The organism is Xanthobacter cornucopiae (assembly GCF_043195065.2).
GTDB lineage: Bacteria > Pseudomonadota > Alphaproteobacteria > Rhizobiales > Xanthobacteraceae > Xanthobacter.
The window spans coordinates 4,528,105-4,547,029 of the sequence record NZ_CM195531.1; the positions used below are offsets into that span (position 1 = coordinate 4,528,105).

Sequence of the window (18,925 nt, forward strand, 5' to 3'; positions counted from 1 at the left end):
GGGTGTCGCCATCGCACCTGACGTTGCCCCGAAGTTTTATCCAGCGGTGCGTTTGTTCTGACGGTTGGATTTGGCCTTGTCGGCCGGGTGAGCGACGGGATCTGTCGCGGAGCTTTTGGCCTGGCGCAGCGGCAGATCCCGTCGCGGATGGAAGGTGGCGGCGAAGGCGGAGGGGGTCTGCCAGCCGAGGGCGGAGTGCGGGCGTGATCCATTGTCGTCGAACCGCCACCTGCCCAGGCTTGCTCGGGCCTGGCCGAGCGCCGAGAACAGCGTCTCGTGGAGAAGCTCGTCCCGCAGGCGGCCGTTGAAGCTCTCGATGAAGGCGTTCTGCATGGGCTTGCCCGGCGCGATGTAATGCCACTCGACCTGTGCCGCGACCGCCCAGGCGAGGATGGCATTGGATGTGAACGCGCTCCCGTTGTCGCTGACGATCATCTTCGGCCGGCCGCGCTCGGCCACGAGGCGGTCCAACTCCCAGGCCACCCGCACGCCGGACAGCGATGTGTCCGCCAGCAGGGTGAGGCATTCCCGGGTGCAGTCGTTGACGACGGTGAGGATACGGAAGCGTCGGCCATCGGTGAACTGGTCCGACACGAAGTCGAGCGACCGGCGCGCGTTCGGCCGCATCGGGATCGTCATGGGGGCCCGCGTCCCGATGGCCCGCTTGTGGCCACCACGGCGCCGGACCTTGCGCCGCTCCTCGCGATAGAGCCGGAACAGGCGCTTGTGGTTGACCGTGAACCCCTCCCGCTTGAGCCGCACGTGCAGGCGCCGATAGCCGAAGCGCCGCCGCTCATGGGCGATGGCCTTCATGCGCTCACGCAGGGCGCCGTCATCGCCCCGCTTTGCCTGGTATCTCATGGTCATGCGGCAGAAGCCGGTGGCTTTACACGCCCGCCGTTCATTCATCCCGTGATGCTCCACGAGATGGGCGACAGCTCTGCGCGCGGCAGCGGGCGTCACCCCTTCTTTCCCAGCAGATCCTTCAGCGCGACATGATCCAGCATGGCATCGGCGAGCATGCGCTTCAGCTTGGCGTTCTCGTCCTCCAGCGCCCGCAGCCGCTTGGCCTCCGACACCTCCATGCCGCCGAAGCGGCTCTTCCACTTATAGATGCTGGCATCGCTGACCCCGTGCTTGCGGCACAGATCGCAGACAGGCCCTCCGGCCTCGTGCTCCTTCAGGATCGAAATGATCTGCTCTTCCATGAACCGGCTGCGCTTCATGTCCTGGTCCTCGCAATGGGCCAGAACAAACTTCAAACTCCATTAGCTAGCAGGGGCAACGTCATCTCGCCAGCCGGCAGGTTGTAAAACGCGAATGGTGATCGGCATCAGAATGCGTCGGCGATTGGATTGGAGCGGCCGATCATTTCATATTACTAACTTTTACAAAAAATTAAAAAATAATTAATTAGCAATGATATAAGTACATCTATTTCAGAACTATATTACCAGAAAGGTCCGGACTCCACAGTGGTATTGTAATATTCGTCCACACTCTTGTATCGTAACCACCGTAGTTATCCTCGTAGATATCTGTTGTCATCTTCAATTGAACATTGACGATGCCGAAATCATAACCGATGAGGCCACCCGCTGCGAACTGGCTCTGCTTCGCATAGCCAAAATAGGGCGAGTTGAGGTCGGTCGATCCGAAAGCTACAGCTCCGATCTCGAACTTCCCGAATTTTTTCGTGGCCGTGAGATCCACGTTGAACCAGGACGGCGCGCCGTCCGTCCCATCCTTGCCGGTGCCGAAAATGAAGGTGGAGCTCAAATTCCACCCGTCCTTCAGATAGCTGAGGGCGGCCACACCCTGGAAAGCCGCCCAATCATGGCCCACGTCGGACTCGATCGGCAGGTAGACACCGGCCTGGAAGCCGCCGAAGAAGCCGCCGCCGAGGTCCCACTTCAATTGCGCATCGAGAAACGGATTGGCGAAGCCGGAGAATTGGGGGCCGCCGTGAACGTTGATGTCCACATAGGGCATCACCGTATCGAGCAGGAGCCGGCCGCCGGCGATCGTCCACGGAGTGGACCAGATGAGCCATGCGGGCACCACGGCGGTCACATCCTGACGCGGATCAGAATCCCGCGAGCCATAGGTAGGAATGGTGATGCTGTACACGCCCTCGGGCAGGGGGGCACCCAGGGGAATACCCGTCGAGATGCCGGGCATCAGTTCAGAGCCCGCATACACCGTCGTGGCCGGAGCACCGAGCGCGAGCGTCGCCATGATTGCTGTCGTGATCGTCTTCATCGTCTCCCCCCATGCGCGGCCCCAAGCCGGCGGGCCGGACTTGTCGCCGGCTCCGCGCATCGACATCCGCGCTTTCGGAGGAAGCTAGAAAATGGTAGCTATGCCGTCTAATACTTGATGCTATGCTTCTTCATACCTGTCCGGGTATGAAGATTTAGCGCTTTGAGCCGCAGCTCCACTCCCGCTCGCGGGGCGCGCGGAACACCAGCGGGGCACTCGGAGTCATCCCGCTCAGCGATGCTCCTGAACGGCACCGAGTGGTCCCTCGCGGTCGGCGTGCATCGTCATTTCCGCGTTCTGCTTCAGGCGATAGGCCAGCTGGCGCCGGGTGATGCCGAGGAGGTTCGCGGCATGGGTCAGGTTGCCGCTGGAGCGTCGGACCGCCAGTTCGAGCAGGCGCTGCTCGTGGAGATGCAGGTCGAAACCCTCGCCGAGTAGCGTGTCGCAGAGACGCTCGCGCGTGGCATCCTCCATGTTGCCGAGCCCGCCGCGCCGGTCGATCACCGCACCGGGCGAGAATGCCGGTGTCCCTCGAGCGAACAGATGCTCGATCTCGATCTGCCCGCCGGCCGGTGCCAGCAGGATGCCGCGTTCCACCAGATTCTGGAGCTCGCGCACATTGCCGGGCCAGTCATAGGCCACCAGCGCCTGCATGGCGCGGTCGCTCACGCCCCGCAACTGCTTATGATAGCCCGGCGCGATCTTTTCGATAAGGGCGGCGACCAGCAGGGGAATGTCGGACTTGCGCTCGCGCAGGGGCGGGATGATGACGGGGTAGGTCGCCAGCCGGTAATAGAGGTCGGCGCGGAAGCGCCCCTCCTCGATGGCACGGTGCAGATCTACGTTGGTGGCGGCCACCACGCGCACGTCCACCTTGCGCGTTTCGCTGCCGCCCAGCCGCTCCACCTCGCCGGTCTGCAGCACGCGCAGCAGCTTCACCTGGGCAGAGAGCGACAGGTCGCCCACCTCGTCGAGGAACAAGGTGCCCCCGTCGGCCCGCTCGAAGCGGCCCGGCCGCGACTGTTGCGCTCCGGTGTAGGCGCCCTTCTGCACCCCGAACAGTTCCGATTCGATCAGCTCGTTCGGCAGCGCTGCGCAGTTGACGGCGATGAACGGCTTCTGCGCACGGTTGCTGTTCTCGTGGAGCCAGTGGGCGAACACCTCCTTGCCGGCGCCGGTCTCGCCCAGGAGCAGCACGCTGATGGGGCTGTTGGCCGCCTTGCTCAGCAGATCGAAGGCGGCGCGGAAGCCCGGCGAATTGCCCACCAGCTTGCCGCGGCCGCATTGCTCGTTGAGACGCCCGCGCAGCTGGGCAAGCTCCTCTTCCATCTCCTTGAGCTGCCCCTCCACATTGTCCGGGCGGAAATAGTCGAGGTAGCCGTCGTCGCCCCACGCTTCCGCCGGCTTGCCGACGATGACGCATTTGTCGTCGCCCCGGCAGACGCAGCTGACCTCGCGAAAGACGATGAGCCGCTTGAAGAACTGGGTCGTGTATCCCGAGGCGTAGCCGACCACGCTCCAGCACGCCGGCTCCTCACCCTTGCCGAAGAACTGGGTGTGGGATTCCGCCTCCCACGAACTCTCCAGCTCCACTTCGCCGTCGAAGCTGCCGGTGTCCCAGTCGATATCGGCGCGGGTAATCTTCGCCTTCACCACACCTTCCACTGCATGCAGCTCGGGGCCGATGCGGAAGACTTCGTAAGGGGTGCCGGCGCCGGTGAGTTTGCGGGCGAGGTCGGCGTCCTGCCGTCCGGCTGCGAAGCCCATGCGCAGCAGCAGGCCCTGCGCACGGCGCGCGCCGAGGGTGTCGAACAACTCGCGCCGGAGCGCGCCGAACGCCTTCGTATGCAGCAGCAGCATCCGGCTTTCGTCTAGCCAGATGTGCGCACGGTCCAGATCGAACCTCAGCCGCGAGCGCAGGTCGAACTGCTCGATCAGCTTGCTCCTTGTCATCCCGCTCCCTCCTCCCGGTTCGGAGCATCCCGGCGGGTGTATTCCCGCTTCTGGCCCGTCCGGTTCTCGTTGTCCGCTTCTGGGCCACCACCGGACCCCGATCGGTATGTCCTGACCTCCTCGTGCGTCGCATGCCGGGCGGTGGCGCAGTTTCATGTGCGCTGCGCAGCAAGACCGTTCCGCCGCGGCGGGGCCGTGGCGCCGCACCACGGGGCTGCCTTCCTCAAGGCTCTTGTAGCACATGCTGCCGCCACCAACGGCGTTGCGCGTCGCGGAGGCGCCACCGCCGGACCTGCGATGAGGGGACTGCGGCCGCCCGAAGCTCCCGCCATTGCGACGACTTCCCCGTCCGCTCGACGCGCACCATCGATATGACACCTGCCGAGCGGGTGGCGCCGCGTCCGGGTAGCGGCGGAAACCACGATCACGCCGGCTGGCGGGTCCACGTCGAGATCGAGGGGAACGGTATCGGGGGCGAACATGTACATCCAATATCATTGATGCCCCGCAGCGATACCCATAAGGTATCACCTCCCGGTCTAGCAGGCAGCCTTTCGACCATGGATCTGCGCCATCTTCGTTATTTCATCGCGGTCGCCGAAGAGAAAAACATCGGTCGGGCGGCGGTGCGGATGCACATCTCGCAGCCCCCGCTCACCCGCCAGATCCAGCAGTTGGAAGCCGAGCTTGGCGTCACCCTCTTCATCCGCACGCCGCGGGGGATGGAACTAACGGAGGCCGGCGAACTCTTCCTCGAGGAAGCCCGGAACATCCGTTCGGTGGTCGAACAGGCCACCGAACGAACCCAGCGGGCTGGGCAGGGCCGGTTCGGGCGGCTCGACGTCGCCATCTTTGGCTCGGCGATCCTCGACATCATCCCCAAGCTCCTGCTCGCCTACAAGAACGCCTTCCCCGACGTGAAGGTCGTGCTGCATACCATGAACAAGGGGGAGCAGATCGAGGCCCTGCGGCAGCGGCGAATCAATGTGGGATTCAACCGCATCCTGACGCCGACACCGGACATCACCGCCGAGATCGTCACCACCGAAGCCCTGCTGCTGGCGGTCCATGCCGCCCATCCTCTAGCGGCCCACGAGGTCGTGCCGTTCGACCTGCTGGCCGACTACCCGCTGGTGCTGTTTCCCACCGGCGTGCGCCCGAGTTTCGTCGACACGGTCATGGGGCTGTGCCACGGTGCGGGCTTCGTGCCAGAGGTGTCCCAGGAAGTTGGGGACGCGGTGACCGGGGTCGCCCTCGTGGCCAGCGGGTTCGGCGTCTGTCTCGTCCCGGAATCAGCTACGGTGCTGGCCTTTCCGGAGGTGGTCTACCGTCCCCTCGGTGGCTTGCCTGCCCACGCTAGGGTGGACCTGAGCTGCATCTACCGCTCCGACGATCAGTCCCCCATCCTGGCCGCCTTCCTGGAGCAGATGCGGCAGTTCAGTGCACTGCTCCACCGATGAGTCCACGGCACCGCGGGAAAGGACCAGGCGAAACCGGGGCGCTGAACCAAATCAGTCCGGCGGCGTCCTGGGCCGGCAGGCCGCCTTCTTCAATCCTCCGACCACCTTGAGCGTGAGCCGGCTTTCCGGGCGGATGCGGCAGGCGAGGGCAGTGCCAGCTTTCAGTTCCTCCTCGGACACATGTTGCCGGCTCATGGCGCCGGCCTGGCATCGGCCGTCCACGACAGCGACCTTGCACACGCCGCAGCCGCCGCCCCGGCAGCCCAGGGGAATGCCCCTGCGGCCCAGCCGGGCCATGCCGGCAAGGACCGACTCGGTCTCGTCGCAAAGGTAGGATTCGCCGGTATCGGCGATCAGTATTTCATGCTTCACGCGGCGTTTCCTCCGTTTTGCCTGTGGCACGAGGGGCAAGGGCCGGCCCGCCCCGCACAGCCGTGCCCGGCCTGTTGTTGGGCCAGTTGTTGGGCATGGGCGGCGCGCGCCGCCACCTCGTCTGCCCGTACCGCGCGCGCGGGCACGCCGCCGATGGCCCAGTCATCGGGCGACAGCTCGAGGCAGCGCCCCCGCACCAGGTCGCGGCGCACGCCCAGGACGTCCACGAGAAGGTCGGTAAATCCCGCCAGCAGACGGTCGCGCTGCTCGGGTGGCCGGCCTTCGAGAACCAAGAATTCGAAGTACGGCGCGGACGCGGCGCCGCGACTTGCGGGAATGCCGGCGATCACGCATCGGCGCGGGGCATATGAAGAGATGAAGGCGCGGACCCGCTCCATGGGCGCGCTCAGGATGTTGGCGTAGAGCTGCGACGCACGCACCAGCAGAAGCTCGTCCTGCTCCGCCGAGCTTTCGCCCTCGACCAGATGAAAGGTGACGATCGGCATGGCGTTTCTTCCGTTGGTTGCGGCCCCGGATCTGGCGCCCGGGTGCCGGCGGTCGGTGACGACCGAGATAGGGTTCGATCCGCCCGCGTCTCGCGCGGATCGGCGGGGCGTTACGGCAGGCCGCGCCGGCGCCCGGCATCGAGCATCAGGGTCGAGCCGGTCATGGCATCGGCTTCCGGCGCGAGCAGCAGCGTGACCGCCCAGGCCACCTGCTCCGGGGTGGTGAAGGCGCCGATGGAGGATTCTGCCTTCATCTCGGCGAGCACCGCTTCGGTGGACACGGACCGTAGAGCCGCCCGGTCCGCCGCCACCCGCCGCAGGCGCTCGGTGTCGGCCGGCCCAGGCGCGATGAGATGGGCGGTCACGCCGCGCGGGCCGTAGGCGAGGCTCAGCTGCCGCATCACATTGGCGAGCGCCGCGTTCGCGACGCCGGCGGCGGCCGCATAAGCTGAGGGCTCGAAGCCGTAATGGCCGCCGATGGCCACCAGCCGCGCCCCCGGCGTCAGCCGGGCGTCCACCGCGCGGACCACTCGCAGCAGGCCGCCCACCTTGATGTTCACTGCCTCCGCCATGGCCGAGGGAGGCGCCGCGAGAATGCCGCCGGCCACCATCAGCCCCGGCCCGTGCACCACCATCCGCACCGGCCCCGGCAGCACCGCCGCGATGGCGTCGATGGCCGTGTCGGAGGAGATGTCCGCCGGGCACGGCAAGAGGCCGGGGCAGGTGGCTGTGATGGCGTTCAGCGCGCCGGTGTTCCGCCCCACCGCGACGATTCCCAGCCCGGCAGTCCTGAGGCGCGAGACGATGGCGGTACCGAAGGCGCCGGTGGCGCCCACCACCACCGCGACCTCGCCGACGGGTTCAGAGCCGCTGCTCATTCCGGATCCTGTGTCTCGAAGCATGACGAGCGCGGAGCTGGCCGTGGCCCGCCCCCGCGGTGTTCTCAGGCGGCCACGTCCTTCAGCAAGCCGCGCTCCTTGGCCATGGTCATGGCCGTGTCCTCGATCATGTCTTCCTGGCCACCGATCATCTTCTTACGGCCGAGTTCCACCAGGATGTCGCGCGCCGGCACGCCGAAGCGCGCGCCGGCCTTCCTGGCGTGCAGCAGGAAGGTGGAATAGACGCCTGCATAGCCCAGGGTCAGCGCCTCGCGGTCCACCCGCACCATGTGGTCCATCATCGGCACGATGACCTCCTCGGCCATGTCCATGAGCTTGAACAGATCGACGCCGGTTTCGATGCCCATGCGCGCGCACACCGCCGCGAACACTTCCAGCGGGGTGTTGCCGGCCCCCGCGCCGAGGCCCGCCACCGAGCCGTCGATGCGGCTGGCGCCCTCCTCGATGGCGGCGATGGAATTGGCGATGCCCATGCCGAGATTGTGGTGGCCGTGAAAGCCGATCTCGGTCTCGGGCCTCAGAATGTCGCGCAGGGCGCGGATGCGGGCGCGCACGTCGTCGGGCAGCATGTAGCCAGCGGAATCGGTCACATAGACCGTCTGCGCACCATAGGATTCCATGAGTCGGCCTTGCTCGGCGATGCCGGCGGCATCGTTGAGATGGGCCATCATCAGGAAGCCAGTGGTGTCCATGCCGAGCTTGCGGGCGAAGGCGATATGCTGGGGCGCGGTGTCTGCCTCGGTGCAGTGGGTGGCCACATGTACGCTGCGGGCACCGGCCTCATACGCCTCCTCAAGCTCGCGCATGGTGCCGAGGCCGGGGATGAGGAGCACCGACACCTTGGCATTCTTCATCTGCGGCGCCACCGCCGAGATGTAGGCGGCGTTGCTGGCCATAGCGAAGCCGTGCTGTAGGGAGTTGCCGCCGAGGCCGGCGCCGTGGGTCACCTGCAGATAGGGAACGCCGGCATCGTCGAGGGCGGTGGCGACCTTCACCATCTGATCGACGCTGATCTGCTCGCGCTTGGCGTGCATGCCGTCGCGCAGGCACATGTCGTGCAGGACGATCTTGCGGCCCTTCAGGCTGGAAGAAGATGTGGTCATCACGCGGCCTCCACGGCAGTGAGCTGGATTCGACCGGAGAGGATCTCTTCGGCAAACATTTCGGCGGTGCGGGTGCCGGCAGCGGTCATGATGTCGAGATTTCCGGCGTATTTCGGCAGGTAGTCGCCGAGGCCCGCCACCTCCATGAAGACCGACACCTTGTTGCCGTCGTAGATCGGCCCGTTCACGAGGCGATAGCCGGGCACATATTTCTGCACCTCGCCGATCATCTTGAGGATCGAGGCGGTGATCTTCTCCTCGTCCGGAGTTTCAGCCGTGAGACAATAGATGGTGTTGCGCATGATCATCGGCGGCTCGGCCGGGTTGATGATGGCGAGCGCCTTGCCTTTCTTCGCCCCGCCCACTTTCTCGATGGCGCTGGAGGTGGTGTAGGTGAACTCGTCCAGATTGGCCCGCGTGCCCGGCCCCACCGATTTCGAGGCGAGGCTCGCCACGATCTCCGCATAGTCCACGCCCTGCACGCTCGACACCGCGGCAACGATGGGAATGGTGGCCTGACCGGCGCAGGAGATCATGTTGACGTTCATCTCCACCTTGTCGGCGTGCTGGCGCAGGTTCACCGGCGGCACGCACAAGGGGCCGATGGCGGCCGGGGTGAGATCGATCATGATCACGCCCAGCGCATTGAGCTTGCGGCTGTTCTCCGCGTGCACATAGGCGCTGGTGGCGTCGAAGGCGATCTGGATGCCGTCCGTCTTCACATGGGGCAGCAGGCCGTCCACGCCTTCGGCGGTGGTCTTCAGGCCCATGTCGCGGGCGCGGGCGAGGCCATCAGAATGGGGGTCGATGCCCACCATCCAGACCGGCTCCAGCACCGGGCTGCGCTGGATCTTATAGATGAGATCGGTGCCGATGTTGCCGGACCCGATGAGGGCGCATTTGATCTTGTTCATGGGTTCTGTTCCTCCAGGCTGGCGGAGCGCTGCCCATTGACGCGCTGCGCCTGGGTGAGGCCGGCGACGAAGAAGCCGTCCTTGCCGTGCTCGGTGATGAGGATGCGCACCGTCTCCGGGCTGCAACCGAGGCTTTCGACCACGGCCTGGGTTACGGCGGCGGCGACGCGGCGTTTCTGTTCGCTGGTACGCCCTTCCAGCAGGTGCATTTCGATGATGGGCATCAGACTGGTTCCGGGTTGAACACTGAGAAATTCCCGCGCGTCACGCGACGAAGCGGACCGACACGCTGCCGAGGTCCTGGAAGCGGGCGCTCATGTGGTCGCCCGGCTTCACGGGTATGGCTTCGGTGATGCCGCCGCTCATGACGAAGCTGCCGGCCGGCAGGATCTCGCCCAGCTCGGCGAGGATGTTCACCAGCATGGCGATGGCCTCGGCGGGATGGCCGAGCACGGCGGCGGATGCGCCCATGGCGACCATCTCGCCGTTCTTCTCCAGCACCACGCCCAGGGTCCGAAGGTCCACCTCGTCGGGATAGCGTGCGCGCCCGCCGCCGACGAAGCGCGCCGAGGAGCTGTTGTCAGCGATCACGCTCGGCAAGTCGAACTTGAAGCCGTAAAAGCGCGAGTCGATGATTTCGAGCGCGGGCAGCACGTAATGGGTGGCATCAAGCACGTCTTGAGCGGTGCACCCCGGCCCCTTCAGCTCCGCTTTCATCACGAATGCGACCTCGCACTCCACCCGGGGGTGGACCAAATCAGCGGTGGAGATGGCCGAATTCTCCGGCCGGGCCATGCGATCGGTGAGAAAGCCTACGGATGGCACATTCACGCCCATCTGCACCATCTTGGCCCTGGAGGTGAGGCCCGCCTTCCAGCCCACCAGCCGGTGGCCCTGGGCCAGATGGCGCCGCCGCAGCTCTCCCTGTACCGCGTAGCCATCGGCGATGGTCATCTGCGGATATTCATCGGTGAGCTTGGGGATGCCATGGGCGCGCGCCTGTGCGCCCTCCACGCGTTCGGTGAGGCGCACGATGTCCTCCCGCGACAAGGTGATGTTCGCGCTCATGCCGCCGCCTTTCCCGAAAACCGCACCCGGCAGCTGCCGAGGCCGCCCACGGTGCACACCAGCTCATCGCCGTCCGCCACCGGCACCAAAGCCGATTGCGAGCCGGACAGGATCACTTCCCCAGCCTTGAAGGGAATGCCGAGATCCCCCAGCGTGTTGGCGAGCCAGGCCACCGCATTGGCCGGTGAGCCCTGCACCGCCGCACCGACCCCGGTGGAGAACAGTTCGCCGTTCTTCTCCAGCACCATGCCCGCCAGGGTGATATCGAGCCGGCGGGGGTCCCCCTTGGTGGTTCCGAGCACGAAAACGCCGCAGGAGGCGTTGTCCGCAACCGTGTCCTGGATCTTGATGGTCCAGTCGGTGATGCGGGAGTCCACGATCTCGAAGCAGGGCAGCACGTAATCGGTGGCGCGGATGACATCCATGGCCGTCACGCCCGGCCCCTTCAGGTCGTCCTTCAGAACGAAGGCGAGTTCCGCCTCGGCCTTCGGCTGGATGAGGGCGCCAAGGTCGACGGTGGCGCCGTCCGCATGCACCATGGCCGAGGTGAGCATGCCGAAATCCGGCTGGTAGACGCCGAGAAAATCCTGAACCGGCTTGCTGGTGGCACCGATCTTCTTGCCGACGATGGTCTCGCCGGCTTCGAGCCGCCGCGCTACGAACCGCTCCTGGATGCGGTAGGCATCGGCGATGGTGATGTCCGGGTTGCGGCGAAGGAGCGGCGCCACCGGGCGGCGGGTGAGAAACGCGTCGTAGAGTTCGTCGCCGTGGACGATGATCTGGTCGTCGTTCATGCCGGCCTCACAGCTTCACGCAGATGTTGCGCAGCTCGGTGTAGAATTCGAGCGAGTGCACACCGCCCTCGCGGCCGATGCCGGACTGCTTGGCGCCCCCGAAGGCGGTGCGCAGATCGCGCAGGAACCAGCTGTTCACCCAGGCGATGCCCACATCGATGCGCGCAGCTACGCGATGAGCACGCGCGAGATTGGTGGTCCAGATGGTGGTGGACAGGCCGTATTCGGTGGCGTTGGCGAACGCGATCACCTCCGCCTCGTCGTCGAACGGGCGGATGTGGCAGCACGGGCCGAAGATCTCCTCGCGCACCACCGACGCGGTTTCGGGCAGGCCGGTCCAGATGGTGGGCTGAACCCAGGCACCTTCGGCGAGGTCCTCCGGCATGACTGGCACGCCGCCGCCGGTGACGACGGTGGCGCCTTCGTCCACCGCCTTCTTGTAGCAGGAGAGGACCTTCTGGCGGTGCTCGTGACTGATGAGCGGCCCGTAATCGGCCGAGGGATCGTCGGGGCGGCCGAACGTCACCGCTTCGGCCTTCTCTTTCAGGGCGGAGACGAAGCGCTCGAAGATGGGCCGCTCCACATAGACCCGCTCGGTGCCGAGGCAGACCTGGCCGGAGTTGAGGAAGGCCGAGCGGAAGATGCCGTCCACTGCCGCGTCGAAATCGCAGTCGGCAAACACAAGGCCGGCATTCTTGCCGCCGAGTTCGAAGGACACGTCGCGCATGCCCTCGGAGGCCGCCTTCATGATGGCGGCTCCAGTGCGGGTCTCGCCGGTGAAGGTGATGGCATCGACGCCGGGATGCTGCGTGAGGAACTCGCCCGCCGAATTGGGGCCGAAGCCATGCACCACATTGTAGACGCCCTTCGGCACGCCCACCATATTCATCACCTCGCCCAGCAAAGTCGCGGTGTTGGGGGTCTCCTCGGAGGGCTTCACCACCACCGTGTTGCCGCAGGCGAGCGCGGGACCCACCTTCCATGTCATGAGCAGGAACGGCGCGTTCCACGGACAGACCACGCCGATAACGCCCTTGGGTACGCGGATGGCGTAGTTAAGCGCGCCGCGTCCGTCCGGGGTCGCCATCTGGAACGCTTCAGTGGGCACGTTCTTGATGATGTCGGCGAAAACCTTGAAGTTGGCGGCGCCGCGCGGAATGAACGCGTGAGTCATCACATGGCGCGGTTGGCCGGTATCGGCCATCTCCGCGGCCACGAAATCGTCGAAGCGACGGGTGATCTCATCGGCGACGCCATGCAGGAGATCCACCCGCTGGTCGGTGGTCAGTCGGCCCCATTCTCCGTTCAGTGCCGCGCGCGCCGCGCCCACTGCGGCATCCACCTCGGCATGGCCGGCCTCGGCAATGGAGGCGATCACGCGGCCATCGACAGGGGAGCGCTTCTCGAAACGCTTCCCGCCGGCGGATGGAACGAAGACACCGGCGATGAAATTCTCGATCTGCCGCCGTTCCACTTCATGCGACGGATCATATGCGCGGCTGATGCTGGTTTGCGCCATGGCTCGGTGGACCCTTATTCTTCGTAGAGCGGAATTTCTTCGCCCAATATCAAGGTAAAAGCGGCTGGATATATTGTCCAATATCATCTGGTCGTCAGCGCGATAGCTTTGAGGTATGGCTCGGGGATCTTGCCCACGCCGGCTCCCCTCAGATCGCCTTGAACAGGGGGCTTCTCACCTGCTGGGCATCCGCCGCCGAGATGAATTTCTCGGTGTAGATGTCCCGTTCGAACAGACGGCCCTGCATCAAGGTGGTGATCGCGGCGTCGATCATGGGCGGAGGTCCGCACAGATAGGCCTTGTGGCCCCTGAAGTCGTTGCCGAAATGGGCCTTCGCCGCCTCGTGCACGAAGCCCCGGACACCGCGCCAGTCGGACCCGGGCGGCTCGTGGGAGAGCACCGGCACGTAGGTGAAGTTGAGGTGCTTTTGCGCCAGCTCCAGGAACTCCATGTGATAATACAGTTCTTCCCGCGTGCGCTGACCGTAGATCAGCGTGATCGGCTTGTCGAAATCGTCCGAAAGCAGGTCAAGGATCATGGAGCGGGGGCTGGACAGGCCGGAGCCGCCGGCCATGAGGATCACCGGTACGTCCGCTGATTTCTTCACGAAAAAGCGGCCGTAGGGGCCGGTGATCCGCACACGTTCACCTTCCCGCATCGTCTCATGCACATAAGTGGTGCCGCGCCCACCGGGCACGATGCGGATGTTGAATTCGATTTCGCGCGGATCAGATGGCGCGCTTGCCACCGAGAAGGCCCGCGCGCCGATTCCGTCCGGCAGCTCCAGGGTGACGTATTGGCCGGCCTGGAAGTCCATGCCGTCGGGATCGTCGAGCGTGACCCACACCCCCTTGATGGTGGGAGTGAGCCTTTCGATCCGCGTCACGGTGCCGGCAAAATCCCGCACGGGCAGGTTCCGCGCGTCCGGGTCTTCTTCGATCTCGGCCTCGATCACGATGTCGCTTTCGGCCCGGGCGCAGCAGGCAAGACACAGGCCCTCCTCGCGCTCGAAATCCATGAGGGCGAAGCTCGATGCCTCGCCGTGGTCTACCTGCCCGTCCGCCACCTTGAGCTTGCAGGTGGCGCACAGCCCGTGGCAGCAGGCATGGGGCAGGTAGATGCCAGCCCGCAGCGCCGCATCAAGGATGGTCTGGCCGTCCTCGATGGCGATGGTCTGGCCGATGGGCTCGATGGTGAGGTCATAGCTCATGGCGGCCCCCTATGCGGCCATCATGGAATTCAGCCCCGGCGTGCGGAAACGCAGCAGCGCCTTGTGGCCGATGCCGTTCTCGGCCAGGGTCCGGTCGAAGTCCGGCACCCAGGGGGCGTTGGCCTTCAGCCACTCCGCCTTGCTCCAGTCGATGGCGCCGGCGTCGGGATCAGGCGCGAGCAGCGCGGAAAGCGGCCCTGCCACCAGTTCACGGAACGCTGTTTCCGGCGGCACGCAGATGAGGAACGGCGCGGCGAACAGCAGATGCTGGTCCCAGCTCACATAGACGAGCTGGCGGCCGCCGAAATTGGCGACAAGATCGCGCGGCACGCCCACATAGTTTTTCGTGGATCGGATGGTCATGGCCGTCTCCTCACGCGTTGGAGGTGGCGAGGCCCCGCCACGCTTCGAAATTCCGTCGATCCTGCGAGACGGAATAATCGCCGTTGTCGGCGCCGTCCTTCAGGCCCACCCAGTCCATCCAGGCGCCGAGGTCGCCCTTGATGGGGGCCTGGAACAGTTGCGGCATGGGCAGCCAAGCCTGGACGTATTTGTCCGGCTCGTTGGCGAAGATCTCCTGGCAGCCGTCGGAGCAGAAATGATAGGTCTCGCCTTTGTAGACGGTCTCCCGGTGGCACAGGGTGGTGGGATCGTCCGGCTCGGTGAAGACGCACGGGAGCTGGCAGCACTGGCAGAGCTTGGCCAGGCCGTAGTTCTTGAAGGGCGTGCCGGCGGCAGCCAGTGTCTTGATGTGAGTCCAGCGCGGCAGGTAGTATTTCTCGAATGTGGTCGGGTATTTTGCCTTAAGCCAAGTCATGTCGTCGTCGGACGGAATCCAGCTGTGGAAGGCGGTGCCGAAGCTCCACTGGTAGAGGCCCAGCATGAACTGGTGGGACATGTGGTCGATAGCCTTCTCGGCATCGTCCCAATGCTTCGGCGGGCGGATGCCGTAGCGCGACAGGTCCCGGAACAGGGCGTTGCCGTTCTCGACTCCATAGATCTGCCATGCCTCGCGCCAGGACATCACGCGCTTGGGCAGCATGTAGTCCATCATGGTCGAGACGAGGCCGAGCACCCGGAACCCGCGCCAGAACCATTTGTCGATCCAGCCCTGGACGATGGGCAGGTTGTCTGGGTCCTGCTCCAGCATGAACTTGATGCATTCGAGGCCGAGCGTCATGTGCCGCGCCTCGTCCGACTGGGCGGAGAAGCCGAAGGTCACGGTCGCCATGTCGCCGTTGTAAGCGGCCCCCGACATGAACGGCACGAACAACAGGTTGGTCAGCACGTATTCGAATGAAAAACCGATGGCGATCATGAATTCGAACGGCCCGGCGGCCATGGCATCGTCGAAGAATGAGCGCGCCACCGAGGTGTACCAGATGCGGTCGCGGGCGTCCGCGAAGGCGTGGAAGCCATTGTAGTATTTGTTGTAGTTGGACAGGGCGTGGATCTGCGTCTGCGCGTGGCGCAGCTCGTCGATGGCCTGCATCTGGCAGGCGACCTGGGTGCCGACACCGGGAAATTCACGGCCGACCCGGGCAAACCCCTTGTGGGCTGCGTATTCACCGGGGCTGATGGCCTGTAGGAAGATCTTAAGCGCGGAAAGATACCGCCCGTCGGTGATGTTCAGGTGACCGTTGTTCTGCGCGTGCGCATCGACGATCGCATAGAACTTGCGCTCCTTCTCTGCCTGGTACTTCCAGTAGGCGTCCATGGTCAGACGGAAGGGGTCTTCCCATTTGTCCCAGTCATGGATCTTGATGCCTTCATAGGTGGCATAAGGAAAGATCTCGTTCTTGCCGTGATAGCTCGGCTCCCAGCCCAGATCGCGGGTCAGAAGCCGGTATTTTTCCTTCAGACCGATCTTCTTCTTTTCGACCTTGATATCCATGCCCGTCTCCTCTCCGATTTTGTGGTTTCGACTCAGCGCTGCCATGTCAGGGTCAGGCTGTCGTCGTCCTCGCTCACGTTGCCGGCGAGGGTGATCAGGTTGATGTGCAGTTCCTGGAGGTCGAAGGCGCGGCCGATCTTGTCCTCGATCGTCCCCTTGCGGATCACCAGGCGATCCGGCGCGTCGATCTTCACCATGGCCGGCTGGCGGTTGACGACCGCCAGCGGATTGTCGTCGGCAATGGCCTCGATGATGGGACGCGTGTCTTCGTTCGCCTGCAAGGCGATGAATACGGTGGACATGGTGATCTCCCTCAGATCATGACGCCGGACTTTTCGAGCCGCGCGCGAAGCGCGGCCACCTCATCGGCTATCGCCGCGTCGGCGCCTTGCCCGAGCGCGAGTTCCGCCACCGGCAGCAGCGCCGCCGCCGCCCGTGCGCTCCAACTCCGGCTCCAGTCCTGAAGAACTGTGCGGTTATGCCCGGATTCGGCGGCGGCGATCTTCATCACCGAGTCCACCCATTTGCGGGTCTCGTCGAACCAGGCAGTCATGAACTGGGTCAGCAGCGCCACCGCCGCGCCGCCACGGGCGGAGAGGTCGTCGTCGACGATGCGGGCGTAGACGAGGGGATAGAGCAGGCCGTCGAGGGCCACGTTCTGCGCCACGAACAGCTCGAACGGGTCGCGCACCACCAGGGTGTCTTCCACGTAGCGCCGCAGCGGTTGCCAGGCGGGAGCCGTCAGCCACGCGGCCTTGGCCGCCTCCAAGGCCTGAACATCCCCCAGCAGCAGGCCAAGCCGCGACAGATACTGGGCGATGCCGAGGTTATCCATGGCGTGATACATGCACGGCTGGGTGAAGGTGACGCCGTAGCCATAGCCGCAGACGAGCGTGTTGTTCTGGTTGGCACCCCACGCCGCGTGGCGCAGCGGCACCAGCAGATTGAGGGCGACCCGACGGACGTCCTCGGGCAGCATGTCCCCGAGGCCGCGGGATTCCACGAAGGTGAAGTTGGCGTCCGCCGTGTCCTGCTGACGGGCGCGGGCGACGGTGTAAGTGCTGTAATAGAATTGGCGCGGATCTTTAAGAGCATACCAGTCGTCCATGACGATGCGGGTGATGCTTGTGTCGTAAAGCTCCTGGTTCGGATCCCAGGTGGGCTTGTAGTGCAGGTGCTCTGCGGCCTGGATGTCGTAGCTGCCTTCCTGGTAGCGCGAGGCGGGTTTGTCGCCGAAACGGCGTGCCAGATGGTCGAAGGTGTTGCGCAGCGGCTGGATGGCGACCGTGCGAAGGTCGATCTGCATGAATTGCCTCCTGGGGGCGCTCCGCGCGGGACGGGGCACCGGTTCGGCTTATTTGAAACGGGTGCCAGTGGCGTCGACGAGGCGCCATGCCCAGTCGTCGGGCGTCTCGGGCTGTGACGCCGGGAGGGGAAAATTCTCCACCCGGTTGGCGGCGCAGAACTCAGCGAATGCTGCGCGGTCGAGGATCATTTCGAGAACCAGGTCCGGCTCTCCGATGGCGAAGTCGAATTCGACGAAGCCACCGGCTCGCTCACGGGTGACGCGGACGAAGCGTCGTTTCGTGTCGAGTTGTGCCGGCTCCATCTCCTGGGGAGAATCGGCGGCGGTCATGTCCGTCAGCTCTCAGGTCACCACCGTCAGGAAGCTCTCGTGCAGCTTGCCCTGCGGGAAATCGAGCCCGTGCGGAAAGCCGTCGAAGGTCCAGGTGATGGTGCGGCTGTCGGGATAAGGCTCATAGCCGCCGGCGAAGGTCTCGAAGCGATTGCCGGACGGATCCCACGCATAGATGGTCTCGCCGCGGGTCACGCCGTGTCGGGTGGGACCGATGTCGATGGGCACCTTGTTCATGCCCATGATGTCGCCGGCGCGCAGCACCCGTTCCCACGTGGGCATGCGGAACGACAGGTGATGCAGCTTGCCGGGCTCGGGATATTCCACGAAAGCGATGTCGTGGGTCTTGTGCGAGCAGGAGAGGAACAGGCCGATCTCAGGCTCCCCCGCCTCGGCGGGACCGAGGATGCGCTCCACCAGGTGGAAGCCCAGCACGTCCACGAACAGCTTCTTGTTGGCGGTCACGTTGGGCCCGTAGAGCAGGCAATGATCGAGGCGCGTGGGGGCCATGCCCCGGTCCGCGTCGGGCGCCCACGGCGGCGGGTTCACATTGGGAAGGCCGTTGCCCACCTGGGCCTTCTGCGCATAGATCTCGAACAGATGCCCGGTGGGCAAGCGGAAGCGCACGCGCTCGCCGGTCTCCAGCAGTTCCCCTGCCGGCAGGCGTTCGGTCTCGAGCCCGAAGGCGCGCACGTCGCGTTCGAGCTGATCGAGGGTTGCTTCATTGAGGACCTTGAATCCGACGAAGTCGATGCCGGCATGGTCCGCTTCGCGCAGGATTAGGCTGTTGTGGTCGTGCTCGTCCCAGCATTTGAAATAAACCCGTCCCTCGGCATCTCTTCCGGTCTCCACGAGGCCCATCACGTCGCGATAAAATCGCGCCGCTTCGTCAATGTTCAGCACACGCAACTGGGCGTGGCCCGGACGCAGCACTCCTGTCATAGCCATGTCGTCATGTCCTCCCTGTACAATAAAATTCTTGGCGCCATGCAGGGGGGCCGAACAAAGACCCCCTGCCGATTGGCGATTGATCAAGATTTCTATGGCAAGAGAGATGCCAACCCCGGGAAATGGTGGCTGGCGCTGGATTTAGCCAAGGCTATCAACTTTCGAAGCGCTGTCGCCCATGACCGATTCGTGCATCCAACTCATTTCGGTGCCAAAACCGTAAAGCTGCATGGCAATATATGCACTGCAGCGGGCGACGCCCACCTCGTTTTCGAAGCCGCCTCGGCAGGCAAAATGTAAGCAGTTCTGCTTCGGTTCGGCAAAAATGCAGCTTTACGTTGTATGTCGATCAGGAAATCGAATATACGATTGAGCCGTAGGCATGCT

At 64.8% G+C, this 18,925-nt stretch carries 21 protein-coding genes; 2 read left to right on the forward strand and 19 right to left on the reverse strand.

What is annotated here, in order from left to right; translation table 11 throughout:
* Nucleotides 1-36 precede the first annotated feature (36 nt).
* From V5F53_RS19950 to V5F53_RS19960, 3 genes are all read right to left on the reverse strand, one after another.
* Nucleotides 37-1,226 (reverse strand): IS3 family transposase gene (locus tag V5F53_RS19950; protein WP_393997396.1). Its coding sequence is split into 2 segments (ribosomal slippage): nt 37-965 and nt 965-1,226, totalling 1,191 coding nucleotides; the frame shifts between segments, so codons are not numbered across the junction.
* A gap of 208 nt (nt 1,227-1,434) precedes the next feature.
* On the reverse strand, nt 1,435-2,262 hold the full coding sequence (locus V5F53_RS19955) for a transporter (protein ID WP_393997395.1): 828 nt from the start codon (nt 2,260-2,262) through the stop codon (nt 1,435-1,437).
* 231 nt (nt 2,263-2,493) lie between these two features.
* Nucleotides 2,494-4,215 carry a sigma 54-interacting transcriptional regulator gene (locus V5F53_RS19960; protein WP_393997394.1) on the reverse strand — a complete coding sequence of 574 codons (1,722 nt, stop codon included), beginning with the start codon at nt 4,213-4,215 and terminating at the stop codon, nt 2,494-2,496.
* A 560-nt stretch (nt 4,216-4,775) separates the two neighbouring features.
* Between V5F53_RS19960 and V5F53_RS19965 the strand changes: the two genes are divergently transcribed.
* Complete coding sequence (locus tag V5F53_RS19965) at nt 4,776-5,675, forward strand: LysR family transcriptional regulator (protein ID WP_393997393.1); 900 nt, start codon at nt 4,776-4,778, stop codon at nt 5,673-5,675.
* A gap of 51 nt (nt 5,676-5,726) precedes the next feature.
* Here V5F53_RS19965 and V5F53_RS19970 read toward each other — a convergent pair whose 3' ends face one another.
* The 16 genes from V5F53_RS19970 to V5F53_RS20045 all read right to left on the reverse strand — a co-directional run bounded on the left by V5F53_RS19970 (nt 5,727) and on the right by V5F53_RS20045 (nt 18,538).
* The gene (locus tag V5F53_RS19970) at nt 5,727-6,047 is read right to left on the reverse strand and encodes a 2Fe-2S iron-sulfur cluster-binding protein (protein ID WP_393997392.1); all 321 of its coding nucleotides are present in this window, start codon (nt 6,045-6,047) and stop codon (nt 5,727-5,729) included.
* Complete coding sequence (locus V5F53_RS19975; protein WP_393997391.1) at nt 6,044-6,553, reverse strand: tautomerase family protein; 510 nt, start codon at nt 6,551-6,553, stop codon at nt 6,044-6,046. Before V5F53_RS19975 ends, V5F53_RS19970 begins: the two co-directional genes overlap by 4 nt.
* A 110-nt stretch (nt 6,554-6,663) precedes the next feature.
* Complete coding sequence (locus V5F53_RS19980) at nt 6,664-7,431, reverse strand: SDR family oxidoreductase (protein WP_393997390.1); 768 nt, start codon at nt 7,429-7,431, stop codon at nt 6,664-6,666.
* A 65-nt stretch (nt 7,432-7,496) separates the two neighbouring features.
* Nucleotides 7,497-8,555, reverse strand: a complete 1,059-nt coding sequence (gene dmpG, locus V5F53_RS19985; protein WP_393997389.1) for a 4-hydroxy-2-oxovalerate aldolase — start codon at nt 8,553-8,555, stop codon at nt 7,497-7,499.
* Nucleotides 8,555-9,469, reverse strand: coding sequence for an acetaldehyde dehydrogenase (acetylating) (locus V5F53_RS19990; RefSeq protein ID WP_393997388.1), 915 nt, complete (start codon nt 9,467-9,469; stop codon nt 8,555-8,557). The genes dmpG and V5F53_RS19990 overlap by 1 nt, the downstream gene beginning before the upstream one ends.
* Nucleotides 9,466-9,693 (reverse strand): 2-hydroxymuconate tautomerase family protein, encoded by a 228-nt coding sequence (locus V5F53_RS19995; RefSeq protein WP_393997387.1) that lies wholly within the window; start codon nt 9,691-9,693, stop codon nt 9,466-9,468. The genes V5F53_RS19990 and V5F53_RS19995 overlap by 4 nt, the downstream gene beginning before the upstream one ends.
* Before the next feature lie 40 nt (nt 9,694-9,733).
* Nucleotides 9,734-10,537 carry a 2-oxo-3-hexenedioate decarboxylase gene (gene dmpH, locus V5F53_RS20000; protein ID WP_393997386.1) on the reverse strand — a complete coding sequence of 268 codons (804 nt, stop codon included), beginning with the start codon at nt 10,535-10,537 and terminating at the stop codon, nt 9,734-9,736.
* The gene (dmpE, locus tag V5F53_RS20005; protein WP_393997385.1) at nt 10,534-11,331 is read right to left on the reverse strand and encodes a 2-oxopent-4-enoate hydratase; all 798 of its coding nucleotides are present in this window, start codon (nt 11,329-11,331) and stop codon (nt 10,534-10,536) included. The genes dmpH and dmpE overlap by 4 nt, the downstream gene beginning before the upstream one ends.
* A gap of 7 nt (nt 11,332-11,338) precedes the next feature.
* Complete coding sequence (locus tag V5F53_RS20010; protein WP_393997384.1) at nt 11,339-12,850, reverse strand: 2-hydroxymuconic semialdehyde dehydrogenase; 1,512 nt, start codon at nt 12,848-12,850, stop codon at nt 11,339-11,341.
* Nucleotides 12,851-12,998: 148 nt separating this feature from the next.
* Nucleotides 12,999-14,060 (reverse strand): NADH:ubiquinone reductase (Na(+)-transporting) subunit F, encoded by a 1,062-nt coding sequence (locus V5F53_RS20015; protein ID WP_393997383.1) that lies wholly within the window; start codon nt 14,058-14,060, stop codon nt 12,999-13,001.
* Nucleotides 14,061-14,069: 9 nt separating this feature from the next.
* On the reverse strand, nt 14,070-14,423 hold the full coding sequence (locus tag V5F53_RS20020) for a phenol hydroxylase subunit P4 (RefSeq protein WP_393997382.1): 354 nt from the start codon (nt 14,421-14,423) through the stop codon (nt 14,070-14,072).
* Between the two features lie 10 nt (nt 14,424-14,433).
* Nucleotides 14,434-15,954 (reverse strand): YHS domain-containing protein, encoded by a 1,521-nt coding sequence (locus V5F53_RS20025; RefSeq protein WP_393997381.1) that lies wholly within the window; start codon nt 15,952-15,954, stop codon nt 14,434-14,436.
* Nucleotides 15,955-15,986: 32 nt separating this feature from the next.
* The gene (locus V5F53_RS20030; protein ID WP_393997380.1) at nt 15,987-16,256 is read right to left on the reverse strand and encodes an MmoB/DmpM family protein; all 270 of its coding nucleotides are present in this window, start codon (nt 16,254-16,256) and stop codon (nt 15,987-15,989) included.
* A gap of 11 nt (nt 16,257-16,267) precedes the next feature.
* On the reverse strand, nt 16,268-17,260 hold the full coding sequence (locus V5F53_RS20035) for a ferritin family protein (RefSeq protein ID WP_393997379.1): 993 nt from the start codon (nt 17,258-17,260) through the stop codon (nt 16,268-16,270).
* A gap of 48 nt (nt 17,261-17,308) precedes the next feature.
* Nucleotides 17,309-17,590 (reverse strand): phenol hydroxylase subunit, encoded by a 282-nt coding sequence (locus V5F53_RS20040; RefSeq protein WP_393997378.1) that lies wholly within the window; start codon nt 17,588-17,590, stop codon nt 17,309-17,311.
* Nucleotides 17,591-17,602: 12 nt separating this feature from the next.
* On the reverse strand, nt 17,603-18,538 hold the full coding sequence (locus tag V5F53_RS20045; RefSeq protein WP_445329446.1) for a catechol 2,3-dioxygenase: 936 nt from the start codon (nt 18,536-18,538) through the stop codon (nt 17,603-17,605).
* A gap of 6 nt (nt 18,539-18,544) precedes the next feature.
* On the opposite strand from V5F53_RS20045, the gene V5F53_RS20050 reads away from it, so the two are divergent.
* On the forward strand, nt 18,545-18,838 hold the full coding sequence (locus V5F53_RS20050; RefSeq protein WP_393997377.1) for a hypothetical protein: 294 nt from the start codon (nt 18,545-18,547) through the stop codon (nt 18,836-18,838).
* Nucleotides 18,839-18,925: the final 87 nt, after the last annotated feature.